This window comes from Halostella pelagica, assembly GCF_004762015.1.
In the GTDB taxonomy this organism is placed as follows: Archaea; Halobacteriota; Halobacteria; order Halobacteriales; family Natronoarchaeaceae; genus Halostella; species Halostella pelagica.
Window position 1 is genome coordinate 142,446 of sequence record NZ_SJES01000004.1, and the last position, 22,916, is coordinate 165,361.

A 22,916-nucleotide genomic window follows, 5' to 3' on the forward strand; every position below is an offset into this window, starting at 1 on the left:
GTCCGCGCGGTTCGGCCACCGTATGGAGACGACTCGACATTTCACCGCGACCGTGTACGTCGTCGACGACGGCGCGACGTTGCTCCACGAACACGAGCGCCTCGGCAAGTGGCTCCCGCCGGGCGGCCACGTCGATAGGGACGAGGTGCCCCACGTTTCCGCGAAGCGAGAGGTCCGCGAGGAGACCGGGCTAGACGTGTCTCTCGTGGCCGACACCGACGACGTCGAGTCGGCGTCGGTCACGTCGCTCCCGAGGCCGCAGCATTTCATTCTCGCCGACGTCAACGTCCACGACGGCGAAGTCGGTCACCAGCACATCGACCACGTCTACTACGCCGAGGCCGACTCGCGGGATCTGTCACCGGCACCCGGTGAAGCGCCCGCCGACGCCTGGCGGTGGTTCACGGCCGCGGAGTTGGCGGAGAACGACGAAGGGATCGAGGCGGACGTGGTAGACGTGGGCCAGCGAGCGATCGAGACCGTCGACAGTCGGTAAGTGACGAGGGGGTCAGAAATAGCCGAGCAGAGTTCCCACGAGCACGATGACCCACAGTGCGATACCGCCGATGAGCATCTCGTTCCACCGGGATCGAGCCATCTCGACGCCCTGCCGGGCCGCCCCGCCGGCGATGAGGCCGAGCGCGAGGATGACGACGATCCGCTGGAGGACGACGTCGATCGGGAGCGTCGCGATTCCTAGGTACCCGTAGTCGAGCCAGATCCCGACTGAGAGCGACGCCGAGGCGAGCACCGCCGCATCGAACTGCCGGTCGATGCCGCTCGCGACCAGATACGTCGCGACCGGGATGCCGACGGCCATCACGGGGTACAGAAGCGCCATGATAGCGTACATCGAGAGTTCCGGCGCGTTGTATTCGAGATAGATGCCCCCGAACCGGACGCCGAGGAGGAGTGTGATGACGATCAGCGGCAGGAGCAGGTGCTGAACGGTCATCCGCTCGCGGATCTCACGTAACCGCTGAATTTCGGCCTCCTGCAGCGGCGACCGAGCGGCCCGTCCTATCCCCGCTCTGCCGAGGACAAACGGGAGCAGGAAGGCGAGTTCGATCACCGTTGCCCACCCGTCGGAGTCCGAGGGACCGCCGTTGTCGAGGTAGATCCGGTAGATACCGTCGTCCTCGACGAACGGTTGCCCCATGAACTCCTGCTCGACGTAGGACTGGGCCTGTTCGGAACTGTCGACCCGGTGGCGGAGCGTGAACCAGTCGAAGTGCTCCTTGTGGGCCTGCATGAACACCCACTCTTCGCTCTCGTTGGGGCTCTCGTACATCCGGATGTGAACGCGCGTGCCGAAGTAGTCGCCGTAGTCGAGTTGCATCGTTTCCGTTACCCAACTGCCGCTCTCGTTCGGACCGGGGTCGACGTACGCCCATCTCGTCGCGCCGGTCGTCCGCGCCCACGCAGTCGTGGGGTCGATCCGGTCGATGAACGATTCGTTCTCGGACCCGTTCTCCGCCCCGGCGTCGTCCGCCGAGTCGTTGGGAACGCCATCGGACCGGTTCCGCTCCGACTCGTTGACGAAGTTCCTGTTGATGTCTGACCTGTTTGCCGCGACGGACTCGTTGATCACGGTCCCGTTCTCCAGGGTTTCGTTTTCGCCGTCGAACAGCGTCTGTCCGCCGATGTCCTGCTCGTCTGGCGCAGTCTCGTTCCAGCGTGACGGCGTGTCCTCCTGCATCAACTGGGTGACCCGAGAGGCGTTCCCGTGGACGATGATGTTGACGGGGCTCCGCTGAGTGAACCGCGGATTCGCGTTGAGGTACGGATAGAACCCGCTTTCGCTGTCGTTCGGGTGGACGAGTTTCGGTTCGAGGTCGTGCTGGGGAGCCACATCCTCGGTCGTAAACGGCGCGAACAGCGACAGACCGCCGGTCGCAACCAGCGCTATGAGAACGAGGATAGCGGCGATCACGAGTGAACGACGCATCGGTACGGCCTAGCACGCCTGGAGATATAAACAGCAGATCCGTTTCGCGCTGGTACTCGTGGAACGAAGGCGGATCTCTCGCCGTACGAAGGCGGTTACCGGACCCGCGAAGCGACGTACTGTGAGACGTGGTCGTCCATCCGGCGCTTGAACCCGGCTTGCCGCGCGAGGCGGTCGAGTTCGCGGGCGACCAGGCTCCCGTACTGCACCGCCTTCTTCTCGCGGAAGGCGACGCTGTCGGGGACGAACTCGCGAGCGGCGAGGCGGAAGGCGCGCTTTCGCTCGCCGCGGTCGTCGACGAGCATGTCGCCGCCGAGTCCCAGGGCGATAGCCACCACGCGGTCGTCGAGTAGCGGCGCGATGGGCTCGACTCCCGCGCCGCGTAACGCCAGTACGTCCCGCTCTAGTTGGTCGGGGAGCGACCCGAGAACTTCACGGCGGGCGGCCCGAACTGTGTCGGCGTCGACGCGGGGGTCGTCCGGAGCGCGGGCGACTTTCGCGTACCCGCCGAACAGTTCGTCGGCCCCCTGTCCGACGGCCAGTCGCTCGTAGCCGTCCGCGGCCGCGCGCTCGGCGACGAGATACAGCGGGAGCGCGATCTGCACGTCCATCGCGTTCGTCCGCCCCGTCGCTCGGGCCACCTCGGGAACCGCGCGTTCGACGTCAGCGAGCGACAGTTCGACCACGCGGAGGTCGACGTCCATCGCTCGCGCCGCCTCCGGGGCCGCGGCGATGTCGTGGCTCTCGGGGAAACCGGTGACGTACAGCGGTCCGTCGATCTCGCTGGCGACGACGGCGCTGTCGACGCCGCCCGAGAACGCGACGGCGACGTTCGTCCCGTCGACCGCGGCCAGGCTCGAACCGATCGCGTCCCGCAGGTTCCGAACGGCGACGCGTTCATCGTCGACCGGGTCCGGGTCGGGGAGCGACCAGACGCGCCGGGCAGGGACAGCAGCGTCGTCCGCAGGCCGGCTATGTCCCGCCGGGAAGGTAGTCGGGTCGTCAAGTTCGTTTGGGGCCGCCGCCCACTCGTCGCCGTCGACGAACAGCGGGTAACGCCCGAGGACGTCCCGGACGAGCGTCCCGTCGACGGTGCCGGCGAACCCACGGGTTCCCGGAAGCGGATCTGTCTCGTCGATCGCACGCCGTATCGTCTCCGGGGATGCACCCTGGAGAATCATCGAAACAGCGAGAACAGACCGCTTTTCACCCGGCGCTTCGCCCCGCCGGCCGCCTGGCGGAAGCTAATGTGCCAGGGCGTGCGCTTTCCCTCGACGGTTGTCCGCCCCTCGCGGACGGCGTCGAGGATGGCGTCGAGGCTCCGCTCCTCAGCGCCGATTCGAGTGACCGCTTGTCCGACCATCTCGCTGATGTGGGCGTCGCTTCCGGCGGTCATCGGGAGCCCGCGCCCCTTGGCGAACCGCTCCGCCTGTCGGTTGGCGCGGCCGGTCAGCAGGCGCGAATTGTACACCTCGATCGCGTCCGCCCGGGCGAGCGCATCCTTCGAAACCTTCGCCAGCACGCCGTGGCGGGACTCCTGAAACGGGTGCGGGACGACGGCGATGCCGCCGAGGTCCCGGATTCGGTTTAGCGTCTCGTCGTACGTCAGCCCCGCCGGGACTCGCTCCTCAACGCCGAGGGCGAGTACATGCCCTGCGGCGCTGGAGACTTCCATACCGGGGATACCGACTAACCCGTACTCCTCGGCCTTCTCGGCGGCCGCCAGGCTCGCGTCTATCTCGTCGTGGTCCGTCACGGCGAGCGCGTCGAGACCCACTGCCTCCGCCTGCTGGAGGAGGAGTTCGACTGGGTCACGACCATCGTACGACAGCGACGAGTGGCAGTGGAGTTCGGCCGACAGCACAAGTCGCTATTCGTAGGAGGGTGGCAAAAACGCCCCGGTCTTCCCCCGAGTGCCAGTTCGACAGGTGTTTTTTATCCACGAACGTGCACATGGAAAGCCTCTTATTCGGCCTGTTTGAACAGGAGAGTGAATGAGTCTCGCCGATTCGGACCGCGAACTCGTCGTCGAGGAACTCGGACGCGACCCCACGCCGGCGGAGGAAGCGCTGTTCGAGAACCTCTGGAGCGAACACTGCGCGTACCGTTCGTCCCGTCCCCTGCTGTCGGCGTTCGACAGCGAGGGCGATCAGGTCGTAATCGGCCCCGGGGACGACGCCGCGGTCGTCTCGCTGGACGAAGACACGTACATCACGATGGGCATCGAGAGCCACAACCACCCGTCCTACGTCGACCCGTACGACGGCGCGGCGACGGGCGTGGGCGGCATCGTCCGCGACACGCTGTCGATGGGCGCGTACCCCATCGCGCTGGCCGACTCGCTGTACTTCGGCGGGTTGGTCGAACCGCGTTCGACTGCCAGTCCGACGGAGTCCGACGATATCGACCGCGAACATTCCCGATACCTGTTCGACGGCGTCGTCGAGGGGATCAGTGACTACGGGAACTCCATCGGCGTTCCGACCGTGGCGGGCAGCGTTGCCTTCCACGACGATTACGAGGGCAACCCGCTGGTCAATGTCGCCTGCGTCGGCCTGGTCGACGCAGAGCGCATGGTGACCGCGGAGGCCCAGGAACCGGGCAACAAACTCGTTCTCGTCGGAAACGGCACCGGCCGCGACGGCCTCGGCGGGGCCTCCTTCGCGAGCGAGGACCTCTCGGAGGACGCCGAGACGGAGGACCGCCCCGCGGTGCAGGTCGGCGACCCGTACACTGAGAAGTTGCTCATCGAGGCCAACGAGCAACTGATCGACGAGGGGCTGATCGAGTCCGCGCGGGACCTGGGCGCGGCCGGCCTCGGCGGTGCGTCCAGCGAACTCGTCGCCAAAGGCGGTCTCGGAGCCGAGATAGAACTCGAACGCGTCCACCAGCGCGAACCGAACATGAACGCTCTGGAGATACTGCTCGCCGAGTCCCAAGAGCGGATGTGCTACGAAGTCGCTCCGGAGAACGTCGACCGCGTCAGCGAGATAGCCGAGCGCTACGACCTCGGCTGTTCGGTCATCGGCGAGGTGACCGAGGGGAACTACACGTGTACGTTCGAGGGGAGCGAGACGGAGGGGCGCGAAACCGTCGTCGATGCCCCGGCGGAGTTCCTCGGCGACGGCGCACCGATGAACGACCTGCCGCACGAAGCGCCGAGCCAACCGAAACGCGACCTCCCGGACACCGACGCGGGCACGGCGTTTGACGCAGTCGTCGGAAGTCCGAACACGGCCTCCAAACGGTGGGTGTACCGCCAGTACGACCACGAGGTGGGAGTTAGAACGAGCGTGCCGCCGGGCGACGACGCCGCCGTGCTCGCGATCCGAGAAGCGGAGCAGGGGCTCGCTCTCTCCTCCGGCGCGGATCCGAACTGGACCGACGCCGCGCCGTACGACGGCGCTCGCGCCGTCGCACTGGAGAACGCGACAAACCTCGCTGCGAAAGGCGCGACGCCGCTGGCCGCAGTCGACTGCCTGAACGGTGGGAACCCCGAGAAACCCGACGTGTACGGCGGCTTCAAGGGTATCGTCGACGGTCTCGCGGACATGTGCTCGGCGCTCGACGTGCCCGTCGTCGGCGGGAACGTCTCACTGTACAACGACTCGTCAAGCGGACCCATCCCGCCGACGCCGACTCTGGCGATGACCGGGACGAAAGACGGGTACGACGCGCCGCCGCAGTCCGTCGAATCCGAGGGCGCGCTCTTGGTCGTTGGCGACCCGGCGCTCGCAGGCGAGGACGTGCCACTCGGCGGTTCCGAATATCTCGCGACATTCGGCGGGACGGACGAGTTCCCCGAACTACCGGAAACCCCCGGTGAGTTCGTCGAGACGCTGGCCGCGGTGGCCGACGACGACCGGACGCTCGCCGTCCACGACGTGAGCCACGGCGGCCTGGCCGTCGCACTGGCCGAGATGGTCGGAGAGAACGGTCTCGACGCCACGCTCCCCGACGCCGCCGACCCCGTTACCGCGCTGTTCCACGAGCGTCCGGGCCGCGTCGTCGTCCAGTCGACCGCCCCCGAGCGCGTCCGCGAGGCGTTCGACGGCGTCGCTTCCGTTCATCGGATCGGCGAAGGCCGGGACGACGACACGCTGTCGCTGACGGTCGACGACGTGACCCTGACGTACGACGCGGACGACATCGCCTCTTTGCGGTCTGTCATCGCCGAACAGATGGACTGATACTGTCGGCTGTAACTTCGTAAAGATAATCGGACCCTCGGGGTCCGATATTCTTCAAGGGATTACAGCCGACAGTACGACCTGTGGACCCGTTGTCGACGGCGTCCGGTTTTCTACCTGTCAACGGCATCCAGTTCGGACTCGACCGGCACCGGTTCTCGGTCCCCTGTCGAGTCGTCTCCGCGTCCCGCCGACACGGAAAGTGATAAGGTGGTATCAGGAGTATCCCTGACAGAATGGCCGAAGACGGTCGTGACGACGGACAACACTGGGGCCACGGAACCGCCTGGGGCAGCGGCCGTCGCCGACCGTCTCTTCGTCGCGGTGAACGACCGGCGGTGGCTCTCGTGACGAGCCCTCCCGACGAGAGAACAATACAGTTGCGAGCAGAGCCGTGTGATTTCCTCCGGGGGAGCCACCATATTCAAATAGCTCCGTCGACAGCGTTACCACGATGTGTCGTCTCACGGCAGGGGGCCCGGCGTGACTGGGTCTGAGGAGCCGGTCGTTCTCGTCGTCGAGGACGAGCCCGACCTAGCGAACCTCTACACGTCGTGGCTCCGTGACAACTGTACCGTCCGAACCGCGTACAACGGGAGCCAGGCGCTCGATGCCACGGACGAAGACGTAAACGCCGTTCTCCTCGACAGGCGGATGCCAGGTATCTCCGGCGACAGAGTGTTGACCGCCATCCGCGAGCGCGACCTCGACTGCCGCGTCGCGATGGTGACGGCCGTCGAACCCGACTTCGATATCGTCGAGATGGGGTTCGACGACTACGTCGTCAAGCCGGTCTCTCGGGACGACTTGCTCGAAACCGTAGACCAACTGTTACTGCGGTCGACCTACGACGAACAGATCCAGGAGTTCTTCGCGCTGGCGTCGAAGAAAGCCATCCTCGACTCGGAGAAGAGCGAGGCGGAGACCCGAGCGAGCGAGGAGTACGCCCGGTTAGAGGACAGGCTGGCGGTCCTTCGCGAGCAGATCGACGATACGATCGCCGAACTCTCCAGCCACGACGCGTACGAGCGGATCTGTAACGACATTTCCCACTCGCGACCGTAACCCGGGCCGACAGCCGATTTCGATCAGGCAGCGTCTGTTTCGAGTGTCGTGATATCCGATATCTCGAATCGGGGGGTACCGTCGTCCGTTCGAGCGACCGCGAACTTCCACCCGTGAGCGTGGGCGAACTCGCGCGCTATCGCGGGACCGACCGGATCCGCGTCAGGGTCGGTCAACGCGGAGGCGTCGTCGGGCGCTGTGGCGTCGACCCGCTCGACGTAGAAACCGCTCGGATACCCGCCGTCAGCGACCGACCGAGCCTCTGCTTCCGCCAACAGGCCGATCCGTCCCTCGGCTTTCGTCCCGTCTTCGGACCATCGGAACAGCGTCTCGAACAGTCGGACCAGACGGTCGCGGTCTGCCCGGAGCGATGCGTCCTCCGCGATGGTAAGCGACAGGTCGTCGACCGCGATACTGTCGTCTTCGACGACGTTCTCCCCGGCGGCCGCGGCCGCGTCAGACACGTCGACGAACGAGCGCGATCCGAGCGATGCATTCCCCGTCGAGAGTTCGGCAGCGTCGTCCACGAGGCGTTCGGCGACGGCGAGGTCGGACCGCAGTTGGTCTCGCACGCCGTCTGGGAGGTCCGCGTCCTCGAGCGTCGCCATCGCGTCCTCGATCCGGGTGTCGGCGCGATTTCCGAGAACGGTTTCGAGGACGGTCAACCGGTCCGTCTGCTGGCTGATCGCGGACTCCCGCTGGGAGAGCAGCCGTTCGTGTTCCGCCCGGTCGAGTTCGAGTTCAGTCGAGGCGGCCAGTATCTCGGCCAGTTCCCGGTCGCGTTCGTCGAAGGCGTCGACGGTCCGTGCGCCAGTCATCAGTATGCCGTGCGAACCGATCGGAACGATGAGTTCGCTCCGGATCGGGGTGTCCGGGTTGTACTTCCCGTCGACCTCTTTCAGGTCGGAGTACAGGGCCGAGTCGCCGCTGTGGAACACGTCCCAGATCAGGCCCTCGTTCTGCCTGAAGCGGGGGAGACCGTCGATCAGGTCGTGAGCGCCGGCCGTCGCCGCGACGGGGTCGAGGAAGTCGCGCTCCTCGTCGAGCAACCAGACGCCACTTATCGGGAGGCCGAGCAGTTCCGAAGCGGTGTGGACCGTTACGGCGCAGATCTCCTCCGGCGTCTCGGCCTTGTACAGGTGCCGCGTCACGTCGTGGAGCGACGTGACGACGCGTTCGTACTCGTGGCGCTCGGACACGTCTCGGATGACGCCCGTGACGCTGTCCGTGTTGGCTCCCGGGATGGGAACCATCCGGATCTCGCCGACCCGGGTTGCCCCGTCAGCCATCTCGAAGGTCACTTCGAGTCGCCGTTCGCGGGATTCACCGGAGTGAAGCGATTCGAGGGCGTCGTCGACGGCCTCGGCGCTGTCTTCGTCGATGGTCGCGATCCGGGGAAGCGACGACACGTTCTTGCCGACGAGTCGCTCTCGGGGGACGCCGAACGTCGCCTCGATGGCGCGGTTGACGTAGGTGATCTCGTTTTCGTCGTCGACCGTAATGACGCCGTCGTGGACGGCCTCGACGATGGCCGCGTGCTGATTGGCCTCGGACTCCTGGCGCTTTCGCTCCGTGATGTCGCGAAGGTACACCGACAGGCCGTCGTCAGACGGGTACGCGCGGACCTCGAACCACGTCTCCAGTGGGTTGTAGAACGTCTCGAACGCGACGGGGACCTGCTCGTCCATGGCGTGGTGGAACTGCGTGGGAAACGGCGTGTGTGCCGTTTCCGGAAACATGTCCCAGATGACCCGGCCGAGAAGCCCCTCGCCGTCGCGGTCGAGCATCCGCTCTGCCTGCTCGTTGACGTAGACGAACCGCCAGGTGGCGTTGAGCGCGAAAAACGCGTCCGTGATGCGGTCTAATATCCCGTGTTCGTCTACGGCGTCGCTGTCTGTCATCTCGAACCCTCCGATCCGAGCCGCGCCGGCCCGGCCGGCGCGGAGTCGCCCGTCATCAGTACAGTGAGCCTAGACGGCGATGACACTTACCTTTCGTGGCCGCCCGGCGGAGAAGCCACGGGACCGTCACGGCTCGCTCGACGGAGAGGTGTCCGACTCGTCCAGCCGGTACTCCCGGTCGGCCCACTGCCGAAACGCCGCGAGCGACGCCCGCTCCTGTCGGGAAACGGCGTCCGTCGCGCCCAGTTCGTCGCTGTCGAAGGCGTTGAGAACGGCTGTCGCGCCGTCGCAGTAGTCGGCGAGCAGTTGCGTGTCGCCGTCCGCGTGCTGGAACGGTATCGTGGCGTCGTTTACGAACACAGCGGTCGGGGCGGGCGGGGCCGCAGCCACGAGCTGTCGCGCACGGCGGGCGTTGTCGGCGGCGAGACGAAGCGACCCGTCCTCGTCAGTGGCGTCCGTCCGCGGGGCGTGCGCCGCCAGAACGCCGTACCACACCTCGTCTGGAACGTCGGTGAACTGCGTGAGGCGGCCGCCCAGAACCGTCCCGTCGCGTTCGACGACGGGAGCGAAATCGAACACGACGACGCCGTCGGGGCCGTTCGCGTCGAGCCACCGCTCTAGCGCTTGCACGGTCAGGCGCGTCTTCCCGACGTTCGAGGGTCCGGTGACGAGCGTCGTCCCCAAGAGGGGAACGGGGTGGCCGGTCACGGGTCAGGCCGCCCCTCGGGCGGTCACTGTCTCACGGACGAATCGACCGAGAAGCACCAGCGTCGCCCCGGTGAAGACGGCTGCGAACAGGAGCACGAACGCGGTTACCCCGTCGACGCCGGCCGCGTACTGCCCCCGGAGGAACGTGCCGGCGGTGACCGCCGTGACGCCGATGAGCACGAGTCCGCCGACGTTCGCCGCCGCGGAGTTCCGTACCGGGACGGCGTCGTCGTGGTTGAGCAGGTACAGCACCAGCGCGAGCGCGAACGGCGTTCCGACGAGGCCGAACGCGAGCACCAGCACTAGCAGCGGGAAGAACGCGCCCTGGAGGAACGCGCCGCCGGCGCTCGCGAGCGCGACGACGACGAGCAGTCCGCGGTACCGCGGGTCCGAAACGTCCGTGTCCCAGTCGAGTTTGTCGGCGACGAGGTACGGCGGGACGACGGTGTTGCTGCCGAGCGTCGACACCGCCGCTCCCCACAGGCCGAGCAGGAACAGCCACTTGGCGTTCGCCCCGACTGCGGGTTCGAGCGCCTTCGCCGCACCGATAGCGCCGATATCAGGCGAATCAAGAACGCTCGCAGCCACGAGGAAGATGGCGACGCTGTAGATACCGAAGGCGACGAGCATCGACCCGCCGACGTCGAACAGCGCGAGGTCGTAGTCGTCGCGGGTCCAGCCCCGGGACCGCATCGTGTACGACTGCATCGTCACGAGCGTGATGTGGACCGCGCCGCCGAGGATACCGGCGGCGAGCAACGCGCCGTCGACGCCGGCCGGGATCGTCGGCGTGAGGCCGCCAGCGGCCGCTGACAGGTCGATCGGGACCACGAACACGGAGCCGACGAACGCCAGGACGACGGCCGAGACGAGAACCTTCGCGCCGACCTCGGCGACGCGGTAGCCGCGCCCGGCGAGGCCGACCGCGAGAACGACCGCCCAGGCGACGCCCCAGACCCGCGCGTCCACACCGGTCACCGTCGCGCTGACGTCGGCGACGGTTTTCATTATCACTAACTGCGCTAGCCCCGATGCGAAGATGACGTCGACGACGAGGAGCCAGGCCCACGTCTCGCCGACGTGTTGCTCGACGACCGAGACGATGCCGTCCTCAGTGAGCAGGCCGAGACGCATCGCGAGATACTGAGACACCGTTCCGAGAACCGCCGAAAGCACGACGACCCAAAGCAGCGAGTAGCCGAAGGCCGACCCCGCGCCGAGGAGACTCGCCATGCTCGCCGGTCCCGCGGCGATAGCGCCCGCTAGCCACGTCGGCCCCATGTTCGATAGCTTCGATACGACTCCGCGGTCCGACGCTGTCGCGTCGTCGACCGCTGCGTTGCCCGTCTGTTCACTCATCGGTTTCTCCGTTCTTATGAGAACGTATAGGTATTTTCATACGGTTGTACCACAGGGTAATACGCAATGGCACTCACAGACGATGCGTTCGCGCAGTACCAGGAGAAGGGGTACGTTGTCGTCGAGGACGTCCTGAACGAGGACGAGCGCGCGACGGTCAAGTCGCGTCTCAGAGAGTACACGCACGGCGACCGGGAGCCGGAGGGCTTCGCCACCCAGACCGAACCCGCGGTCGAACGCGGCGATGTCGACATCGACGACCCCGGTAACGCGGTGCGGAAAATGGAGGGCCTCGGCATGGTCGAGGAGGACGGCGTCTTTCGGGACGTGGCACACCACGAGGGCATCGTCAGCGTCGCCCGAGAACTCCTCGGGCCGAACCTCAAACTCCTCCGGAGCGCGGCGATGCTGAAACCCCCGGAGATCGGTAGCGAAAAGAGCTTCCATCAGGACGCACCGTACTACCCGATCAGGCCGCTCGACCACTGCACCGTCTGGATCGCACTGGACGAGGCGACCCCCGAAAACGGGTGTATGAACGTCGTCCCCGGCGGTCACACGGACGGGTTACTCGACCACGAGACGCGCAAATACGACACAGACATCGTCGTTTCGGACGATACGTACGACACGGACGATGCCGTCGAAGTGCCGATGGAACCGGGGAGCGCGCTGTTCTCTCACTGTCTCGTGCCACACTACACCGCAGAGAATACGACGAGCGACTGGCGACGCGCGCTCATCATGTCGTACATGACCGCCCGGTCGCGGTTCACGCTATCTGCCGAAGAACGCCCCGACTACGTGGACTCGCATCACATCACGGGCGAGTCGTTCCCCGGGTGCGTCTGACCGCGACGCCGAGTGGACTATTCAGACGACAGAGTCCCCCGGGCGACCGCGAGGCCGCGGTACACGATACGCTCAGGTGTTACTACTCCTGGTCGACGGCCTCCTCGACGCGGGAGCGAGCGGAGACGCGTTTCTCGCCGACTATCGCGCCGGCTAACGCACCGATTCCGGCACCGGTGCTCGCGGCGTTGCGACTGATCAGGCCGCCGACTGCGGCCCCGATGCTTGCGCCGAGTGCGGCGTGACGAGAGCGACTCAATGCGCGCTTGAGACGGTAAGATACCATACACGTACGTCGTAGTACACACTCATTAAATTCAGGGTGTCACTCCAGTCGCCAGTACCGCTTTCGCTGAAACGGGTCTCGGAGACCGACGTTCGTGGCGCAGGACGCTCATACTGTCGGCTGTACTCCCGCGAAGACTATCGGACCCCGGAGCCGATCATCGTTTCGAAGGTACAGCCGACGGTATCACTCGTCGTCGGAACCCAGGTCGCCGCGGTCGACCTCACTGTCCGTCTCCGTCGACGCTTGCGCGTCGGGCCAGAAAGCGATAGCGAAGGCACAGACGTACCCGGCGATGACGCAGGTGAAGACGATCCAACCGGGCGTCCCGGACACGGATGCGGCCTCCACTATCGGTTCGCTCTCGCCGCTCAGTCGAACTAACCAGACGAGCAACAGGCCGATCAGCAGCGGAAGGTACACCCGGCGGAGACGGTGTGCGACCGCGTTCCGGAGCGGCATTTTCACCGCCGGACGCCTGTAGTCCTCGCTCAACTGTTTCCGCCAGTCCCGCTGTTCGATGCCTTCGGAGGGGTCGAGCGCGTTCGCGAAGAGGTTCTCCTGCATGGAGCGAACCCGGGACCGCCAGATGTCGTAGCGTCGGAACCGTCGGGACTCGATCAGCAGGAACACGACCCCGGTCGCCATCCCGACAAGAATGATAGTGTGCGCGACATCGCTGCTGGAAAACGCGTACGCGAGGATAGCCGAGATGATCGTCACCGCCCAGTTCGTCGTCGAATCCAGCCGTCCCCGCCAGTTGACCGCGCGATCCATCTCGCCCCGATAGAGATGCGCGACCACCGAACCGAGCCCCGTGCTCTGGTCGACCATCTCGCGACCGATCTCGCGCTCCTCCGGTGCTTCGGGGTCGAACTCTTCATGGTCGCGAGCCATTGCGCATAGAGATACGACGACACGGGAGAAACCTCTAGTGCCCTCTGTCGCCGAGAACGACCGCAGCACAGTTCGGTGTATGGAGAAACGCCCTCGTCACAGTGTCGACCGGCTGTTCGGGTTCGGTTCCATGTGTCCATTAGCGGCGTGCTCGAAGCAAGATCCGAAGCCGCTGGAGTCCAACGGCGTGAGAGACTGTGGACTGATCCCGGGAGGACGAACTCGCCCGCCGTTCCGGGGGTCTGCTCGCCGACGTACAGATGCCGTCGGTCGACTACAGAAACGCCTCGATCCGGTCCATCGCTTCCTTCAGGTCTGCCGTCCCGGTCGCGTAGGAGACGCGAAGGTGTCCCTCGCCACCCGACCCGAACACGTCGCCGGGGACGACGGCGACGCCCTGTTCCTGAAGCAACTCCTCGGCGAACGTCTCGGCGTCGCCGCCGGGAACCTCCGGGAAGACGTAGAACGCGCCCTTGGCCTCGAAGCAGTCCATTCCCATCTCCTCGAAGCGCGAGAGAACGAGGTTACGGCGACGGTCGTACGTCTGAACCATTTCCTCGACCTCGTCGTCACAGGATTCGAGCGCTTCTATCGCGGCGTGTTGAGCGGTCGTCGGCGCAGACAGCATCGAGTACTGGTGGATGCGGTTCATCGCCGCGATAGCCTCCGGCGGGGCGAGGGCGTATCCGAGGCGGAGTCCGGTCATGGCGTACGCCTTCGAGAAGCCGTTGAACACGATGGTCCGCTCGCGCATTCCCGGGAGCGTGGCGATGGAGGTGTGGTCGTGACCGTATGTCAGGTCAGCGTATATCTCGTCGGAGATGACCGTGAGGTCATGTTCTCGGGCGAACTCCGCAACGGGTTCGAGTTCGGACTCGGTCATCACTGCACCCGTGGGATTGTTCGGGTAGCAGGCGATGAGAACGTCCGCGTCCGCGGCACCGCTCGCCTCCAGACGCTCGTAGGTGAGTTTGAACTCGTCGGCCTCCCGGGTCGGCACCGGCAGTGGGTCTCCGTCAGCGAAGATGACGCCCGGCGCGTAGGAGATGTAGGACGGCTGAGGGACCGCGACGGTGTCGCCGGGGTCTACCAGCGCACGCATCGCGACGTCGACCCCCTCGCTGACGCCCGTCGTGACGAGTATCTCGTCGTCGGCGTCGTATTCGAGAGCGTACCGCTCTGCGACGTGGTCGCTGATCGCTTCTCGCAACTCGCGCATGCCGCGGTTTGCGGTGTACGACGTTTGGCCGCGCTCCAGGGACTGGATAGCCGCGTCTCGGGCGGCCCACGGTGCAGAGAAGTCCGGTTCGCCGACGCCGAGCGAAATGACGTCGTCCATCTCTTCAGCGAGTTCGAAGAACTTCCGTATCCCCGACGGAGGGACGCGTTCGACCCTATCGGACAGATTCATGGTGAGATAGACAACCGGTCGTCGCCGTGGTCGTCTTCGAACTCGATGCCGCGGTCCTTGTAGGTCTCCATGACGTAGTGGGTGACCGTCTGGGTGATCTCGGGGGCGCGTGCGACCTTCTCACTGATGAAGTTCGACACCTCCTGAAGCGAGTCGCCCTCCACTTCGAGGTGGAAGTCGTAATCACCGCTGACGAGTTGGAGCGTCTTCACTTCAGGGAATTTGGCGAGTCGCTCCGCGATGTCTTCGTAACTGGTCTCGCGGTCCAGCGTGACGTTGAGTTCTACCTCGGCGCGGATATGTTCCTCCTTGACGCGGTGCCAGTCCACGACGGCCTGATAGCCCCGGATGATACCCTCGTCTTCGAGGGTTTCGACAGTCGAGACGACCTCCGCCTCGGAGAGGTCGGTCATGCGCGCGAGGTCCTCGGTCGAGTAGCGCGCGTTTTCGAGCAAGAGGTCGAGCAGTTCGCGCTTGTCGGTCATGTGTACGAGAGTCGGTGGCGGCGACATAAGAGTTTCCAGTCCGTGCGAGGGGATGACGAAGCCGTGGGCAGGCGGAGACGTGACGCCGTTCGATTTCGAAACCCTATCCTCCGTTCGAGTGCCCGGATCCAGTATGAACTACGTCGGCTGGGCGGTGGTCGCTCTCCTCGCATACACGCTCGTCGCGCCACTGATGAAAGTCGCGACACAGTCCATTCCGAGTGAGGTGGCCGCGTTCGTCTCTAATCTCGTTCTCGTCGCCGTCGCTCTCGTCATCGCACTCCGCGGTAACCACCATATCACCGACTACGTCACGCATCCGAAATCCCCCTACATGTACGCGGCGGGAGCCTGTCTCGCCGTCGGTATCCTCGCCTACTATCGAGCCCTGTCGATGGGCCCGATCAGTATCGTGACGCCCGTCTTCGGTCTCTTTCTGGTCACGAGTTCAGTACTCGGAGTCGTCTTGCTGGACGAACCGTTCACAGCGCGCAAGTTAGTTGGTGTGGGCTTCGCGATACTCGCGGTGTATTTCACGACGGTCGAGTAACGCCGGCTTGTACGGGGAAACGGTGTACTACCTGGGCGACTTCGGCTGTGGTGGTTTCGCGCGCGGAACGACACAGGCCGTCTATACAGCCAGAAATACGGAGTTTACGGGTTCGAACGGATCGCAACGATTGGGCCTGTTTATTCCCGCCCCGGTTGCCGGTACAGTCGGTACGATGACAGACGACGACACCGAGCAACTGCAAGAAGCGCTAACGAACCCGGTCGAGGGAGCAGTCGAGATGCAACAGGAGACGATGTCGCAGGGGCAAAACGCGATGGAGCGCGGGCTCGATTTCCAGCGAAACGCCGCCCAGTTGCTGGTCGACGGGATGGAGATGGGGGCGTCGCTGCAACGCCAGACGCTCGATATGACGAGGTCGGCGATGCGGAACTACTTCGACAGCGCCAACTCGATAGCCTCGGCCGGTCAGACGATGAGCGAACAGGGTCGACAGGCGGCAAGAGAGATGGGCCAGCAGGCGGAACAGGGGATCCGACAGGCGACGCAGGCTCAGCAGCGATTCGCGTCACAGGGGGCGGAGTCGCTCCAGCAGGGGACACCAGCGACCCAGAGTCACCGACAACCGCAGCAGTCCCGGGCAACTGGACAGGAGTTCCCGCAGTCGACCGCCGGACAGCGGTTCTGGGCGGAGGCGAACCAGCAGTCGCAGCCTCAACAGCATACCCAGCAACAGTACCAGCCGACCCAACAGACGCAGGGAAGTCAGCAGTTCCAGCAACCACAGTACCAGACCCCACAGCAACAGCCCCAGACGCAGCACCGGCAACAGCCCCAGACACAGCACCGGCAACAGCCCCAGACACAGCACCGGCAACAGCCCCAGACGCAGCAACCCCAAACGCAGCAGCCCCAGACACAGCAACTCCAGCAGTCTCGACAACAACAGGATCCTCAGGTCCGACAGTCCGGAGGGAGTCAGAAACAGTACCCCATCGAGCGGGCCCAGCAAGGGACACAGCGACAGGAGCCGCGGACGGAAACCGCCTATCGGAACCCGATAGGGTACGAACCCTCCAGCCGTCAGGGAACGACGGGCGCACGCCAGGAAGCGGGTCAGGGGACGGAAACCCAGGAACGATCGGAGACGACGCCGAACGAGGGTCCACCGGCCTCCAGAGGGAACGCGGAGGACCAGTCGCGGTACGGCGAGTAACGATACGACCGTTGCGTGGCGAAGTGTAGCGGCACTCGTCGGTCCGCCACGGTCCGGGGGTTCCGACGTTCGGGCCGCTCCGTCGTTCTAGCTGGATCGATAACAGATAAGCCGGAGAACGCCTTTCGGTCGACCATGGTTCTACTTGAGTCGGACTCGGAACTCGAACCGGGCGACGAAGCGCCGGCGTTCGAACTGCCGGGCGTCGACGGCGAGACATACAGTCCGGATTCGTTCGACGGGTGCGAGGCGCTGCTGGTCGTGTTTACCTGTAACCACTGTCCGTACGCGCAGGCCAAGTTCGGTCTGCTGAACGAGTTAGCGGCCGAGTACGACGAGGTGGTGGTCGTCGGCATCAACTCGAACGACGCCGAGGAGTATCCCGAGGACTCGTTCGACGCGATGCGCGAGTTCGTCGACGACGGGCGGATCGACTACGACGCCTATCTCCGCGACGAGTCCCAGGAGGTCGCTAAAGCGTACGGTGCCGTCTGCACGCCGGATCCGTTCCTGTTCGAGCGAGAGGGTGGGTCGTTCCGCCTGACGTACCACGGCCGTCTGGACGACGCACTGAACCCCGACGACGAGCCGACGAGATTCCACGTCCGAGAGGCGATCGACGCCGTCCTCGCGGGCGACGACGTCGAGATAGAGTGGCAGCCGTCACAGGGCTGCTCGATCAAGTGGAAAGAGCAGTAGCGGAGACGGAACCGCGGTCAGACGACGGAGAGCGGAAGGGGCGCTGGTAGTTGGCCGTCCCAGAGGGCGCGTTGGTAGTGGGCCGGGGCCAGAACTGCTGTGGTACTGCACCAGGTCTCAGAACACGCGCTGGTACTGGACCGGGGGGTCGATACGGTCGCCCATCCCGAGTTCTCGTGCGGCGTTCAGCGCGAAGTACGGGTCGCGCAGATGTTCCCGCCCGACGATAGCGAGGTCGGCGCGGTCGTTGCGGATCAGCGCGTCGGCCTGCTGGCCGGTCGTGATGCCGCCGACCGCGCCGACGGCGGCGTCCGTTGCCTTCCGAACGCGTTCGGCGTACGGAACCTGATAGTTCGGCCCGCCGTCTGGCACCCGCTGGTCGGGGTGGAGACCGCCGGCGCTGACGTCTATCAGGTCAGCTCCTGCGTCGGCGAGGCGGCCGGAGAGGCGGACGGTATCTTCGACGGTCCACGAGTCCCGGTCCGGAAGCCAGTCCGTCGCCGAAACCCGGACGAACACCGGCTTATCGTCGGGCCAAACGTCGCGGACCGCCGCCGTCACCTCGCGCACGAGGCGGGTGCGGTTCTCGAAGCTCCCGCCGTACTCGTCGTCGCGGTCGTTGGCGACCGGCGAGAGGAACTCGTGGAGGAGATAGCCGTGTGCGGCGTGGACCTCCGCCACCTCGAACCCGGCGTCCAGCGCGCGCTCGGCCGACAGTTCGAACGCCGTCACCACGTCGCTGATATCGTCGCTGTCCATCCGCCGCGTCGCCGGCGGCTCGTCGCCACCGTAGGGGTAGTGGTCGGAGGGCGCGAGAGTCTCCCAGCCGCCCTCGTCCGGTTGCAGCGGAACGCTGCCGTCCGCGGGGCGGGTCTTGCTCCCCTTTCGGCCCGCGTGTGCGAGCTGGACGCCCGGGACGCGCCCCTGGTCGCGGATGAATTCGGTGACCGGGGCGAGCGCGTCGGCGTGGTCGTCGCTCCAGATGCCGAGGTCCTGCGGGGAGATTCGTCCGCGCGGCTCGACCGCGGTGGCTTCGGTCAGTACGAGACCGGCACCGCCGACGGCCCGGCTCCCGAGGTGGACTCGGTGCCATTCCGTCGCGAGCCCGTCCCCGGCCTCACATGAGTACTGGCACATCGGCGACACCGTCACGCGGTTCGGTATTTCCGTTCCGCGCAGCGTCAGCGGCGTGAACAGGTCGTCGCTCATCGTGGTGAATTACGGTCTCGGAGGGAAAGCCGACGGGGTGGGGGCCTGGTTTGCCGGGACTGCAACCAATGCGTCGAAAGTGTGACTGGGATCTCTCACGAGAGAGACGCCGCCGAGCGAACGAGAGCGCTTCAGCGATCCGAGCGACGACCCGAGAGCGTCGGACGGTCGATGCGGCCCTCGATGTCGGGATTGATCCCTTCCTCGCGGGCGTACTCGACGATAGCGTCGCGGGCGAGGCCGCACCGCCGGACGACATCTTCCTCATCGAACGCATCGCTGACGTGGTCGGTTTCGACCAGATAGTCGGCGACAGCGAGCGTGTACCGCCTGTCGGAGTCGAGGGGGTGGCCGCCGACGGTCGCGTCTGTCAGTTCGCCCTCATCGTCGTCCCAGACGATCCGCGCGCCGCTGACGTGACTGCAGTAGTGCAGGGGGAAATCGTCGTAGTGGTAGCCGATCGGGATCTCGTCGAGTGCGTCGCGGAGGCGCTCGCCCGATAGAGAGAGCACGGCCAGGTCGTCCTCGTAGGGGGTGAGATTCACCAGTTCCGCGACCGTCACGTCGCCGTCGAGCGGTCCGTCCGCTCTGAGCGCCCCGGCCGGGGAGATGGCGACGTCAGCGTCGGCACTCCACCGAAGGGCGTCGGCGACGAAGTTTCCGGCGCGGCTCTCGGCAGCGTTCACCGTCTCCTCGGTCAGTTCGACCGGCGTTTCGACGGTCGCGACGACCTCGTCGAGACCGTGTTCGGCCAGTCGGTCGCGGAGAGTCGCCGCCAGGTCGTCGTCCCGGTCGGTTCCGTCGACGCTGTGGATCGTGACGTCGGGTGTCGCGTTGAGCGTCACTTCCGAGAAGTGCGTTCCGGCGCGGCCGGGCCGCACCACGAAGGTGTCCGCGACGGTTTCGACGTGAACGTCGTGGACGTGGCCGCCCAACACGACATCCACGTCCGTCTCACGAGCGATGCGGTCGTCGCGTTTCCCGCAGTGGGAGGCGACGACGACGACGTCGACACCGCGGTCGCGAAGCGCGGCGGCCTCCTCGCGGACGGCGGGGACGGGGTCAGTGAAGTCGACGCCGTCTGCCGCCGGATTGATCCCGTCCGTTTCGGGGTGTGCGACGCCGACGACGCCGACGCGGTAGTCATCGGTTTCGACGAGCGTGCTCGGTGCCGTCGCGTCGGCAGCAAAGCGGTCGCCGTTCCGGACGGCGTTGGCACAGAGCCACCGCTGGGGGGCGGCGGCGGCGAGTTCCCGGGCGGTCTCGTGGCCGAAATCGAAGTCGTGATTGCCGAAGGTGTCGATGTGGGGGGACACGGCGCGGAAGAAGTCGAGAGCGGCCCGCCCCTGGGTCGCCAGCGAGAGCGCGCCGGGAGCGGTGTTATCACCGGTTCCAATGACCACCGAGTTCCCGTCCCGTAGCGAGTTGATGGCACCGACGAGCCGGGCGCACTGCTCCGGGTCGTCGATCGCCGTCTCCAGATCCGAATAGTGCAGCAGGCGAAGCGACATACCTTCCGAGAGGGGCAGGCGCAGTATCAGACTGTCGGCTTTCGTACAGTGGTCTCCCGACGGGTCCCGCTATCAGTCCGCCGGTTCCGAAGCCTCGCCCGTGTCGCGCCAGCGCTCCCACGCGGTCCGGAAGTCGCTCTCGTCTTCGGTGATCCGCTCCCAGGCGACGAGACCGCGTTCCTCGGGCGTGCCGGCGATGGTGTTGTCGAGGACCAGCGCGACGATGCCGCCGACGGCCATGCCGGTGCCGCCGATGACGAAGAGGGTGTCGGCGACGAGTCGCGACCCGAGGACTGGACCGAGCACGGAGACGCCGACGATCGGTTCGAACACCGACACGCTCGCCATCCCCTCGCGGAACGCCGCGGCGCTCTCGAACCCGCCCATGTACGCCGGTATCGCGAGTCCCGCAAACAGCGCGAATCCGACGACGAACGTGTTCCGCGACGACGAGAGGTCGACGTATTCGAGGTTCGAGACGCCGACCGCGACGATCTGCCCGAACATGGCGACGAACAGGCCGCCGACGATGGGGTCCGGGATCGTCGCGACGAGCTGGCCGAAGTAGCCGACGTAGCCGACGACGATCATCGCCACTGCGCCGATCTGGATCACGTACCGGGAGGCGACGCCCGTCAACCCGATCGCACCGATGTTCTCGGAGTAGGAGGTCGAGCCGCCGGTCCCCATGATCCCGGAGAAGACGTTCATCAACCCCTCCATGCCGATACCGTGGTTGATCCGCTTCTCGCTGGGTGCGCCGTGGCCCGCGATCCGGGCGACGGCGTGGTAGTCCCCGAAGCTCTCGACGATGGAGGCCAGGACGCCAGCGAACATGCCGATAGCGAGCGACAGCTGGAACTCAGGCATCCCCCACTGGAGCGGATAGATTGCGAGGACGGCGGGCGCATCGGCGACCTGCGCGAGGTCGACGTAGCCCGACGTTTCTGCGGTGTAAACGCCAGCGACGGAAAGGGTCGCCGCGATGAGCCAGGCCGTGACCATCCCCAGAAGGACGGGAAACAGGCGGAACGCGCGGTGAGAGGCGTTCAGATACTGCGAGAAGCCGACGATGAGGAGGACGGTCAGACCGAGTAACCACCAGTTCGTCGCGTCCGCGATCTGCGTGACGCCGAACAGCGAGAGGCCGATGAGCGCGATGGTCGGCGCGATGACGACCGGCGAGAGGTATCGCCGCAGTCGGCCGACGATGCCGAGATAGCCGATCACGACTTCGGCGAGCGCCGCCGTGATGATCGCCCCCTGTAACGCGAGGAGTTTCGCCTGCCAGGCCGCCCCACCGGTCGCGCTCACGACGCCGACGATAGCGATGGCCGGCGCGAGCATCGAGAACGGTGCGCCCTGAACAATGGGGTAGCGGTTGCCGAGCGTCGTCTGTGCCAGCGTGGCGATCCCCGAAACGACGAAGAACGTGCCGATGAACCGAACCGTCACGTCGTCGGGCATTCCCATCGCATCTGCGAGCAACAGCGGCACGGCGATGTTCGCCCCTACCATCGTCAGGTAATGCTGGACGCCGAGAAGCAGGGATTCACCGGCCGGTGGTTTATCGTCGATACCGTACTCGATGTCGTCGCCCGTCGCTGACGACGCCTGTGACTCTTCGTGTGCCATGTAGCTCGTTGTCGGAACCGACTCGGCGTTCGGTACTGAAAGGCGTACTGAAACCGGGAGCAGGTCGGCAGGAAAACAGGTCGACGTTAGTCGTCAGCCGCAACGGGTTCACCGTGGTCTATCTCGGTCCCGAGCACGTCGAGGAACTCCGCGAGCCACTCCGGGTGGTCCGGCCACGCCTGTCCCGTGACGAGGTTCCCGTCGCGCGTGACGCTGTCAGCCCACTCCCCGCCGGCTATCTCCACCTCGGACTGGAGCGCGGGATACGCCGTGCAGGTGCGGCCGTCCAGCACGTCCGCAGCCGCAAGGATCTGCAGGCCGTGACACAGCGCCGCGACGGGCTTTTCCTCCTCGAAGAAGTGCCGGGTCACGTCCAGTATCTCGTCGTAAGTCCGGAGGTACTCGGGCGCACGCCCGCCCGGGACGACGAGCGCGTCGTACTCGGCCGGGTCCACGTCGTCGAGCGCCGCGTTCAGTTCGAAGTCGTGCCCACGGGTTTCGAGATACGTCTGGTCGCCCCGGAAGTCGTGAACGGCGGTTTTCACGGTTTCGCCCTCCCCCCGCTCCGGACAGACCGCATCGACGTCGTGGCCGACCATTTCGAGCGCCTGAAACGGCACCATTATCTCGTAATCCTCTACGAAGTCGCCCGCGAGTAGCAGTATCTCGGACATGGTATGTGTTACTCCGTGCCAATCGGTAATAACGCCACGGAAAGGTAAGGGTTCAGATGTGACGCGTCTGGCCCGTTTCTGGCGCACTCGCCCCGTCCGCCGGAACTCCGTCGCTATCGGCGACCAGAGCCAGGGACAGGACCCCGGTAGCGTCGGCCCGATTCAGAGAGATGGTGCCGACACGCGGGGATTCGGGGGTAATCGCGAACAGAACGCATGTTCTGACCTATCGGAAGGGGCAGAACACTGTTCGAAACGCTACTTGAAAACCATATGTCGCTATACCAAATCGAGAGGAGTCCACAGAACAGAGGTCGGCAGTTTAGAGTTTGACAAATAACCAATTCGCCAACATGACT

Annotated in this window: 21 protein-coding genes; 7 read left to right on the forward strand and 14 right to left on the reverse strand. The window is 65.7% G+C overall.

Annotated elements, in window-relative coordinates; translation table 11 throughout:
• Positions 1-22: 22 nt before the first annotated feature.
• Positions 23-496 carry an NUDIX hydrolase gene (locus tag EYW42_RS11505; RefSeq protein WP_135535440.1) on the forward strand — a complete coding sequence of 158 codons (474 nt, stop codon included), beginning with the start codon at positions 23-25 and terminating at the stop codon, positions 494-496.
• 12 nt (positions 497-508) lie between these two features.
• Here EYW42_RS11505 and EYW42_RS11510 read toward each other — a convergent pair whose 3' ends face one another.
• The 3 genes from EYW42_RS11510 to EYW42_RS11520 form a co-directional block, all read right to left on the reverse strand.
• Positions 509-1,948, reverse strand: coding sequence for a hypothetical protein (locus tag EYW42_RS11510; protein ID WP_135535441.1), 1,440 nt, complete (start codon positions 1,946-1,948; stop codon positions 509-511).
• Positions 1,949-2,043: 95 nt separating this feature from the next.
• Positions 2,044-3,129: an asparagine synthase C-terminal domain-containing protein gene (locus EYW42_RS11515; RefSeq protein WP_135535442.1), complete on the reverse strand. Its 1,086-nt coding sequence runs from the start codon at positions 3,127-3,129 to the stop codon at positions 2,044-2,046.
• Positions 3,126-3,812 (reverse strand): PHP domain-containing protein, encoded by a 687-nt coding sequence (locus EYW42_RS11520; protein WP_135535443.1) that lies wholly within the window; start codon positions 3,810-3,812, stop codon positions 3,126-3,128. The genes EYW42_RS11515 and EYW42_RS11520 overlap by 4 nt, the downstream gene beginning before the upstream one ends.
• A gap of 130 nt (positions 3,813-3,942) precedes the next feature.
• Here EYW42_RS11520 and purL point away from each other — a divergent pair, with 130 nt between their 5' ends.
• A complete protein-coding gene (purL, locus tag EYW42_RS11525) occupies positions 3,943-6,138 on the forward strand; it encodes a phosphoribosylformylglycinamidine synthase subunit PurL (protein ID WP_135535444.1) in 2,196 nt (731 codons plus the stop codon).
• 483 nt (positions 6,139-6,621) lie between these two features.
• Positions 6,622-7,203, forward strand: a complete 582-nt coding sequence (locus tag EYW42_RS11530) for a response regulator transcription factor (protein ID WP_135535445.1) — start codon at positions 6,622-6,624, stop codon at positions 7,201-7,203.
• 23 nt (positions 7,204-7,226) lie between these two features.
• On the opposite strand, the gene EYW42_RS11535 is transcribed toward EYW42_RS11530, so the two are convergent.
• From EYW42_RS11535 to EYW42_RS11545, 3 genes are all read right to left on the reverse strand, one after another.
• The gene (locus tag EYW42_RS11535; RefSeq protein WP_135535446.1) at positions 7,227-9,104 is read right to left on the reverse strand and encodes a PAS domain-containing protein; all 1,878 of its coding nucleotides are present in this window, start codon (positions 9,102-9,104) and stop codon (positions 7,227-7,229) included.
• Between the two features lie 126 nt (positions 9,105-9,230).
• Positions 9,231-9,812: a hypothetical protein gene (locus EYW42_RS11540; RefSeq protein ID WP_135535447.1), complete on the reverse strand. Its 582-nt coding sequence runs from the start codon at positions 9,810-9,812 to the stop codon at positions 9,231-9,233.
• A 3-nt stretch (positions 9,813-9,815) separates the two neighbouring features.
• Positions 9,816-11,093 (reverse strand): NRAMP family divalent metal transporter, encoded by a 1,278-nt coding sequence (locus tag EYW42_RS11545; RefSeq protein ID WP_237561323.1) that lies wholly within the window; start codon positions 11,091-11,093, stop codon positions 9,816-9,818.
• Between the two features lie 144 nt (positions 11,094-11,237).
• Between EYW42_RS11545 and EYW42_RS11550 the strand changes: the two genes are divergently transcribed.
• Positions 11,238-12,023, forward strand: a complete 786-nt coding sequence (locus tag EYW42_RS11550; RefSeq protein WP_135535449.1) for a phytanoyl-CoA dioxygenase family protein — start codon at positions 11,238-11,240, stop codon at positions 12,021-12,023.
• Between the two features lie 82 nt (positions 12,024-12,105).
• Here EYW42_RS11550 and EYW42_RS11555 read toward each other — a convergent pair whose 3' ends face one another.
• From EYW42_RS11555 to EYW42_RS11570, 4 genes are all read right to left on the reverse strand, one after another.
• Positions 12,106-12,309: a YMGG-like glycine zipper-containing protein gene (locus EYW42_RS11555; protein ID WP_135535450.1), complete on the reverse strand. Its 204-nt coding sequence runs from the start codon at positions 12,307-12,309 to the stop codon at positions 12,106-12,108.
• A gap of 186 nt (positions 12,310-12,495) precedes the next feature.
• Positions 12,496-13,206, reverse strand: a complete 711-nt coding sequence (locus tag EYW42_RS11560) for a DUF2270 domain-containing protein (RefSeq protein WP_135535451.1) — start codon at positions 13,204-13,206, stop codon at positions 12,496-12,498.
• Between the two features lie 274 nt (positions 13,207-13,480).
• Positions 13,481-14,617 (reverse strand): pyridoxal phosphate-dependent aminotransferase, encoded by a 1,137-nt coding sequence (locus EYW42_RS11565; RefSeq protein WP_135535452.1) that lies wholly within the window; start codon positions 14,615-14,617, stop codon positions 13,481-13,483.
• Positions 14,614-15,102, reverse strand: coding sequence for an Lrp/AsnC family transcriptional regulator (locus EYW42_RS11570; protein ID WP_135535453.1), 489 nt, complete (start codon positions 15,100-15,102; stop codon positions 14,614-14,616). The genes EYW42_RS11565 and EYW42_RS11570 overlap by 4 nt, the downstream gene beginning before the upstream one ends.
• Positions 15,103-15,235: 133 nt before the next feature.
• On the opposite strand from EYW42_RS11570, the gene EYW42_RS11575 reads away from it, so the two are divergent.
• The 3 genes from EYW42_RS11575 (at position 15,236) to EYW42_RS11585 (ending at position 17,528) form a co-directional block, all read left to right on the forward strand.
• A complete protein-coding gene (locus EYW42_RS11575) occupies positions 15,236-15,652 on the forward strand; it encodes an EamA family transporter (protein ID WP_135535454.1) in 417 nt (138 codons plus the stop codon).
• A gap of 175 nt (positions 15,653-15,827) precedes the next feature.
• On the forward strand, positions 15,828-16,829 hold the full coding sequence (locus EYW42_RS11580; RefSeq protein WP_135535455.1) for a hypothetical protein: 1,002 nt from the start codon (positions 15,828-15,830) through the stop codon (positions 16,827-16,829).
• A 135-nt stretch (positions 16,830-16,964) separates the two neighbouring features.
• Entirely contained in the window at positions 16,965-17,528 is a 564-nt protein-coding gene (locus EYW42_RS11585) for a thioredoxin family protein (RefSeq protein WP_135535456.1), read from the forward strand.
• Positions 17,529-17,645: 117 nt separating this feature from the next.
• On the opposite strand, the gene EYW42_RS11590 is transcribed toward EYW42_RS11585, so the two are convergent.
• From EYW42_RS11590 to EYW42_RS11605, 4 genes are all read right to left on the reverse strand, one after another.
• Positions 17,646-18,737 carry an NADH:flavin oxidoreductase/NADH oxidase gene (locus tag EYW42_RS11590; RefSeq protein ID WP_135535457.1) on the reverse strand — a complete coding sequence of 364 codons (1,092 nt, stop codon included), beginning with the start codon at positions 18,735-18,737 and terminating at the stop codon, positions 17,646-17,648.
• 131 nt (positions 18,738-18,868) lie between these two features.
• Positions 18,869-20,248 carry a bifunctional metallophosphatase/5'-nucleotidase gene (locus tag EYW42_RS11595; protein ID WP_135535458.1) on the reverse strand — a complete coding sequence of 460 codons (1,380 nt, stop codon included), beginning with the start codon at positions 20,246-20,248 and terminating at the stop codon, positions 18,869-18,871.
• A 72-nt stretch (positions 20,249-20,320) separates the two neighbouring features.
• Complete coding sequence (locus EYW42_RS11600; RefSeq protein WP_135535459.1) at positions 20,321-21,883, reverse strand: uracil-xanthine permease family protein; 1,563 nt, start codon at positions 21,881-21,883, stop codon at positions 20,321-20,323.
• 86 nt (positions 21,884-21,969) lie between these two features.
• Positions 21,970-22,557, reverse strand: a complete 588-nt coding sequence (locus EYW42_RS11605; RefSeq protein ID WP_135535460.1) for a DJ-1/PfpI family protein — start codon at positions 22,555-22,557, stop codon at positions 21,970-21,972.
• Between the last annotated feature and the right edge of the window lie 359 nt (positions 22,558-22,916).

Excerpts from the sequence above, each read along its gene's own strand:
- EYW42_RS11505 (WP_135535440.1), top strand. The coding sequence starts at position 23 with ATGGAGACGACTCGACATTTCACCGCGACCGTGTACGTCGTCGACGAC.
- EYW42_RS11510 (WP_135535441.1), bottom strand. The coding sequence starts at position 1,948 with ATGCGTCGTTCACTCGTGATCGCCGCTATCCTCGTTCTCATAGCGCTG.
- EYW42_RS11515 (WP_135535442.1), bottom strand. The coding sequence starts at position 3,129 with ATGATTCTCCAGGGTGCATCCCCGGAGACGATACGGCGTGCGATCGAC.
- purL (WP_135535444.1), top strand. The coding sequence starts at position 3,943 with ATGAGTCTCGCCGATTCGGACCGCGAACTCGTCGTCGAGGAACTCGGA.
- EYW42_RS11535 (WP_135535446.1), bottom strand. The coding sequence starts at position 9,104 with ATGACAGACAGCGACGCCGTAGACGAACACGGGATATTAGACCGCATC.
- EYW42_RS11545 (WP_237561323.1), bottom strand. The coding sequence starts at position 11,093 with ATGGGGCCGACGTGGCTAGCGGGCGCTATCGCCGCGGGACCGGCGAGC.
- EYW42_RS11550 (WP_135535449.1), top strand. The coding sequence starts at position 11,238 with ATGGCACTCACAGACGATGCGTTCGCGCAGTACCAGGAGAAGGGGTAC.
- EYW42_RS11555 (WP_135535450.1), bottom strand. The coding sequence starts at position 12,309 with ATGGTATCTTACCGTCTCAAGCGCGCATTGAGTCGCTCTCGTCACGCC.
- EYW42_RS11560 (WP_135535451.1), bottom strand. The coding sequence starts at position 13,206 with ATGGCTCGCGACCATGAAGAGTTCGACCCCGAAGCACCGGAGGAGCGC.
- EYW42_RS11565 (WP_135535452.1), bottom strand. The coding sequence starts at position 14,617 with ATGAATCTGTCCGATAGGGTCGAACGCGTCCCTCCGTCGGGGATACGG.
- EYW42_RS11570 (WP_135535453.1), bottom strand. The coding sequence starts at position 15,102 with ATGACCGACAAGCGCGAACTGCTCGACCTCTTGCTCGAAAACGCGCGC.
- EYW42_RS11575 (WP_135535454.1), top strand. The coding sequence starts at position 15,236 with ATGAACTACGTCGGCTGGGCGGTGGTCGCTCTCCTCGCATACACGCTC.
- EYW42_RS11580 (WP_135535455.1), top strand. The coding sequence starts at position 15,828 with ATGACAGACGACGACACCGAGCAACTGCAAGAAGCGCTAACGAACCCG.
- EYW42_RS11585 (WP_135535456.1), top strand. The coding sequence starts at position 16,965 with ATGGTTCTACTTGAGTCGGACTCGGAACTCGAACCGGGCGACGAAGCG.
- EYW42_RS11590 (WP_135535457.1), bottom strand. The coding sequence starts at position 18,737 with ATGAGCGACGACCTGTTCACGCCGCTGACGCTGCGCGGAACGGAAATA.
- EYW42_RS11595 (WP_135535458.1), bottom strand. The coding sequence starts at position 20,248 with ATGTCGCTTCGCCTGCTGCACTATTCGGATCTGGAGACGGCGATCGAC.
- EYW42_RS11600 (WP_135535459.1), bottom strand. The coding sequence starts at position 21,883 with ATGGCACACGAAGAGTCACAGGCGTCGTCAGCGACGGGCGACGACATC.
- EYW42_RS11605 (WP_135535460.1), bottom strand. The coding sequence starts at position 22,557 with ATGTCCGAGATACTGCTACTCGCGGGCGACTTCGTAGAGGATTACGAG.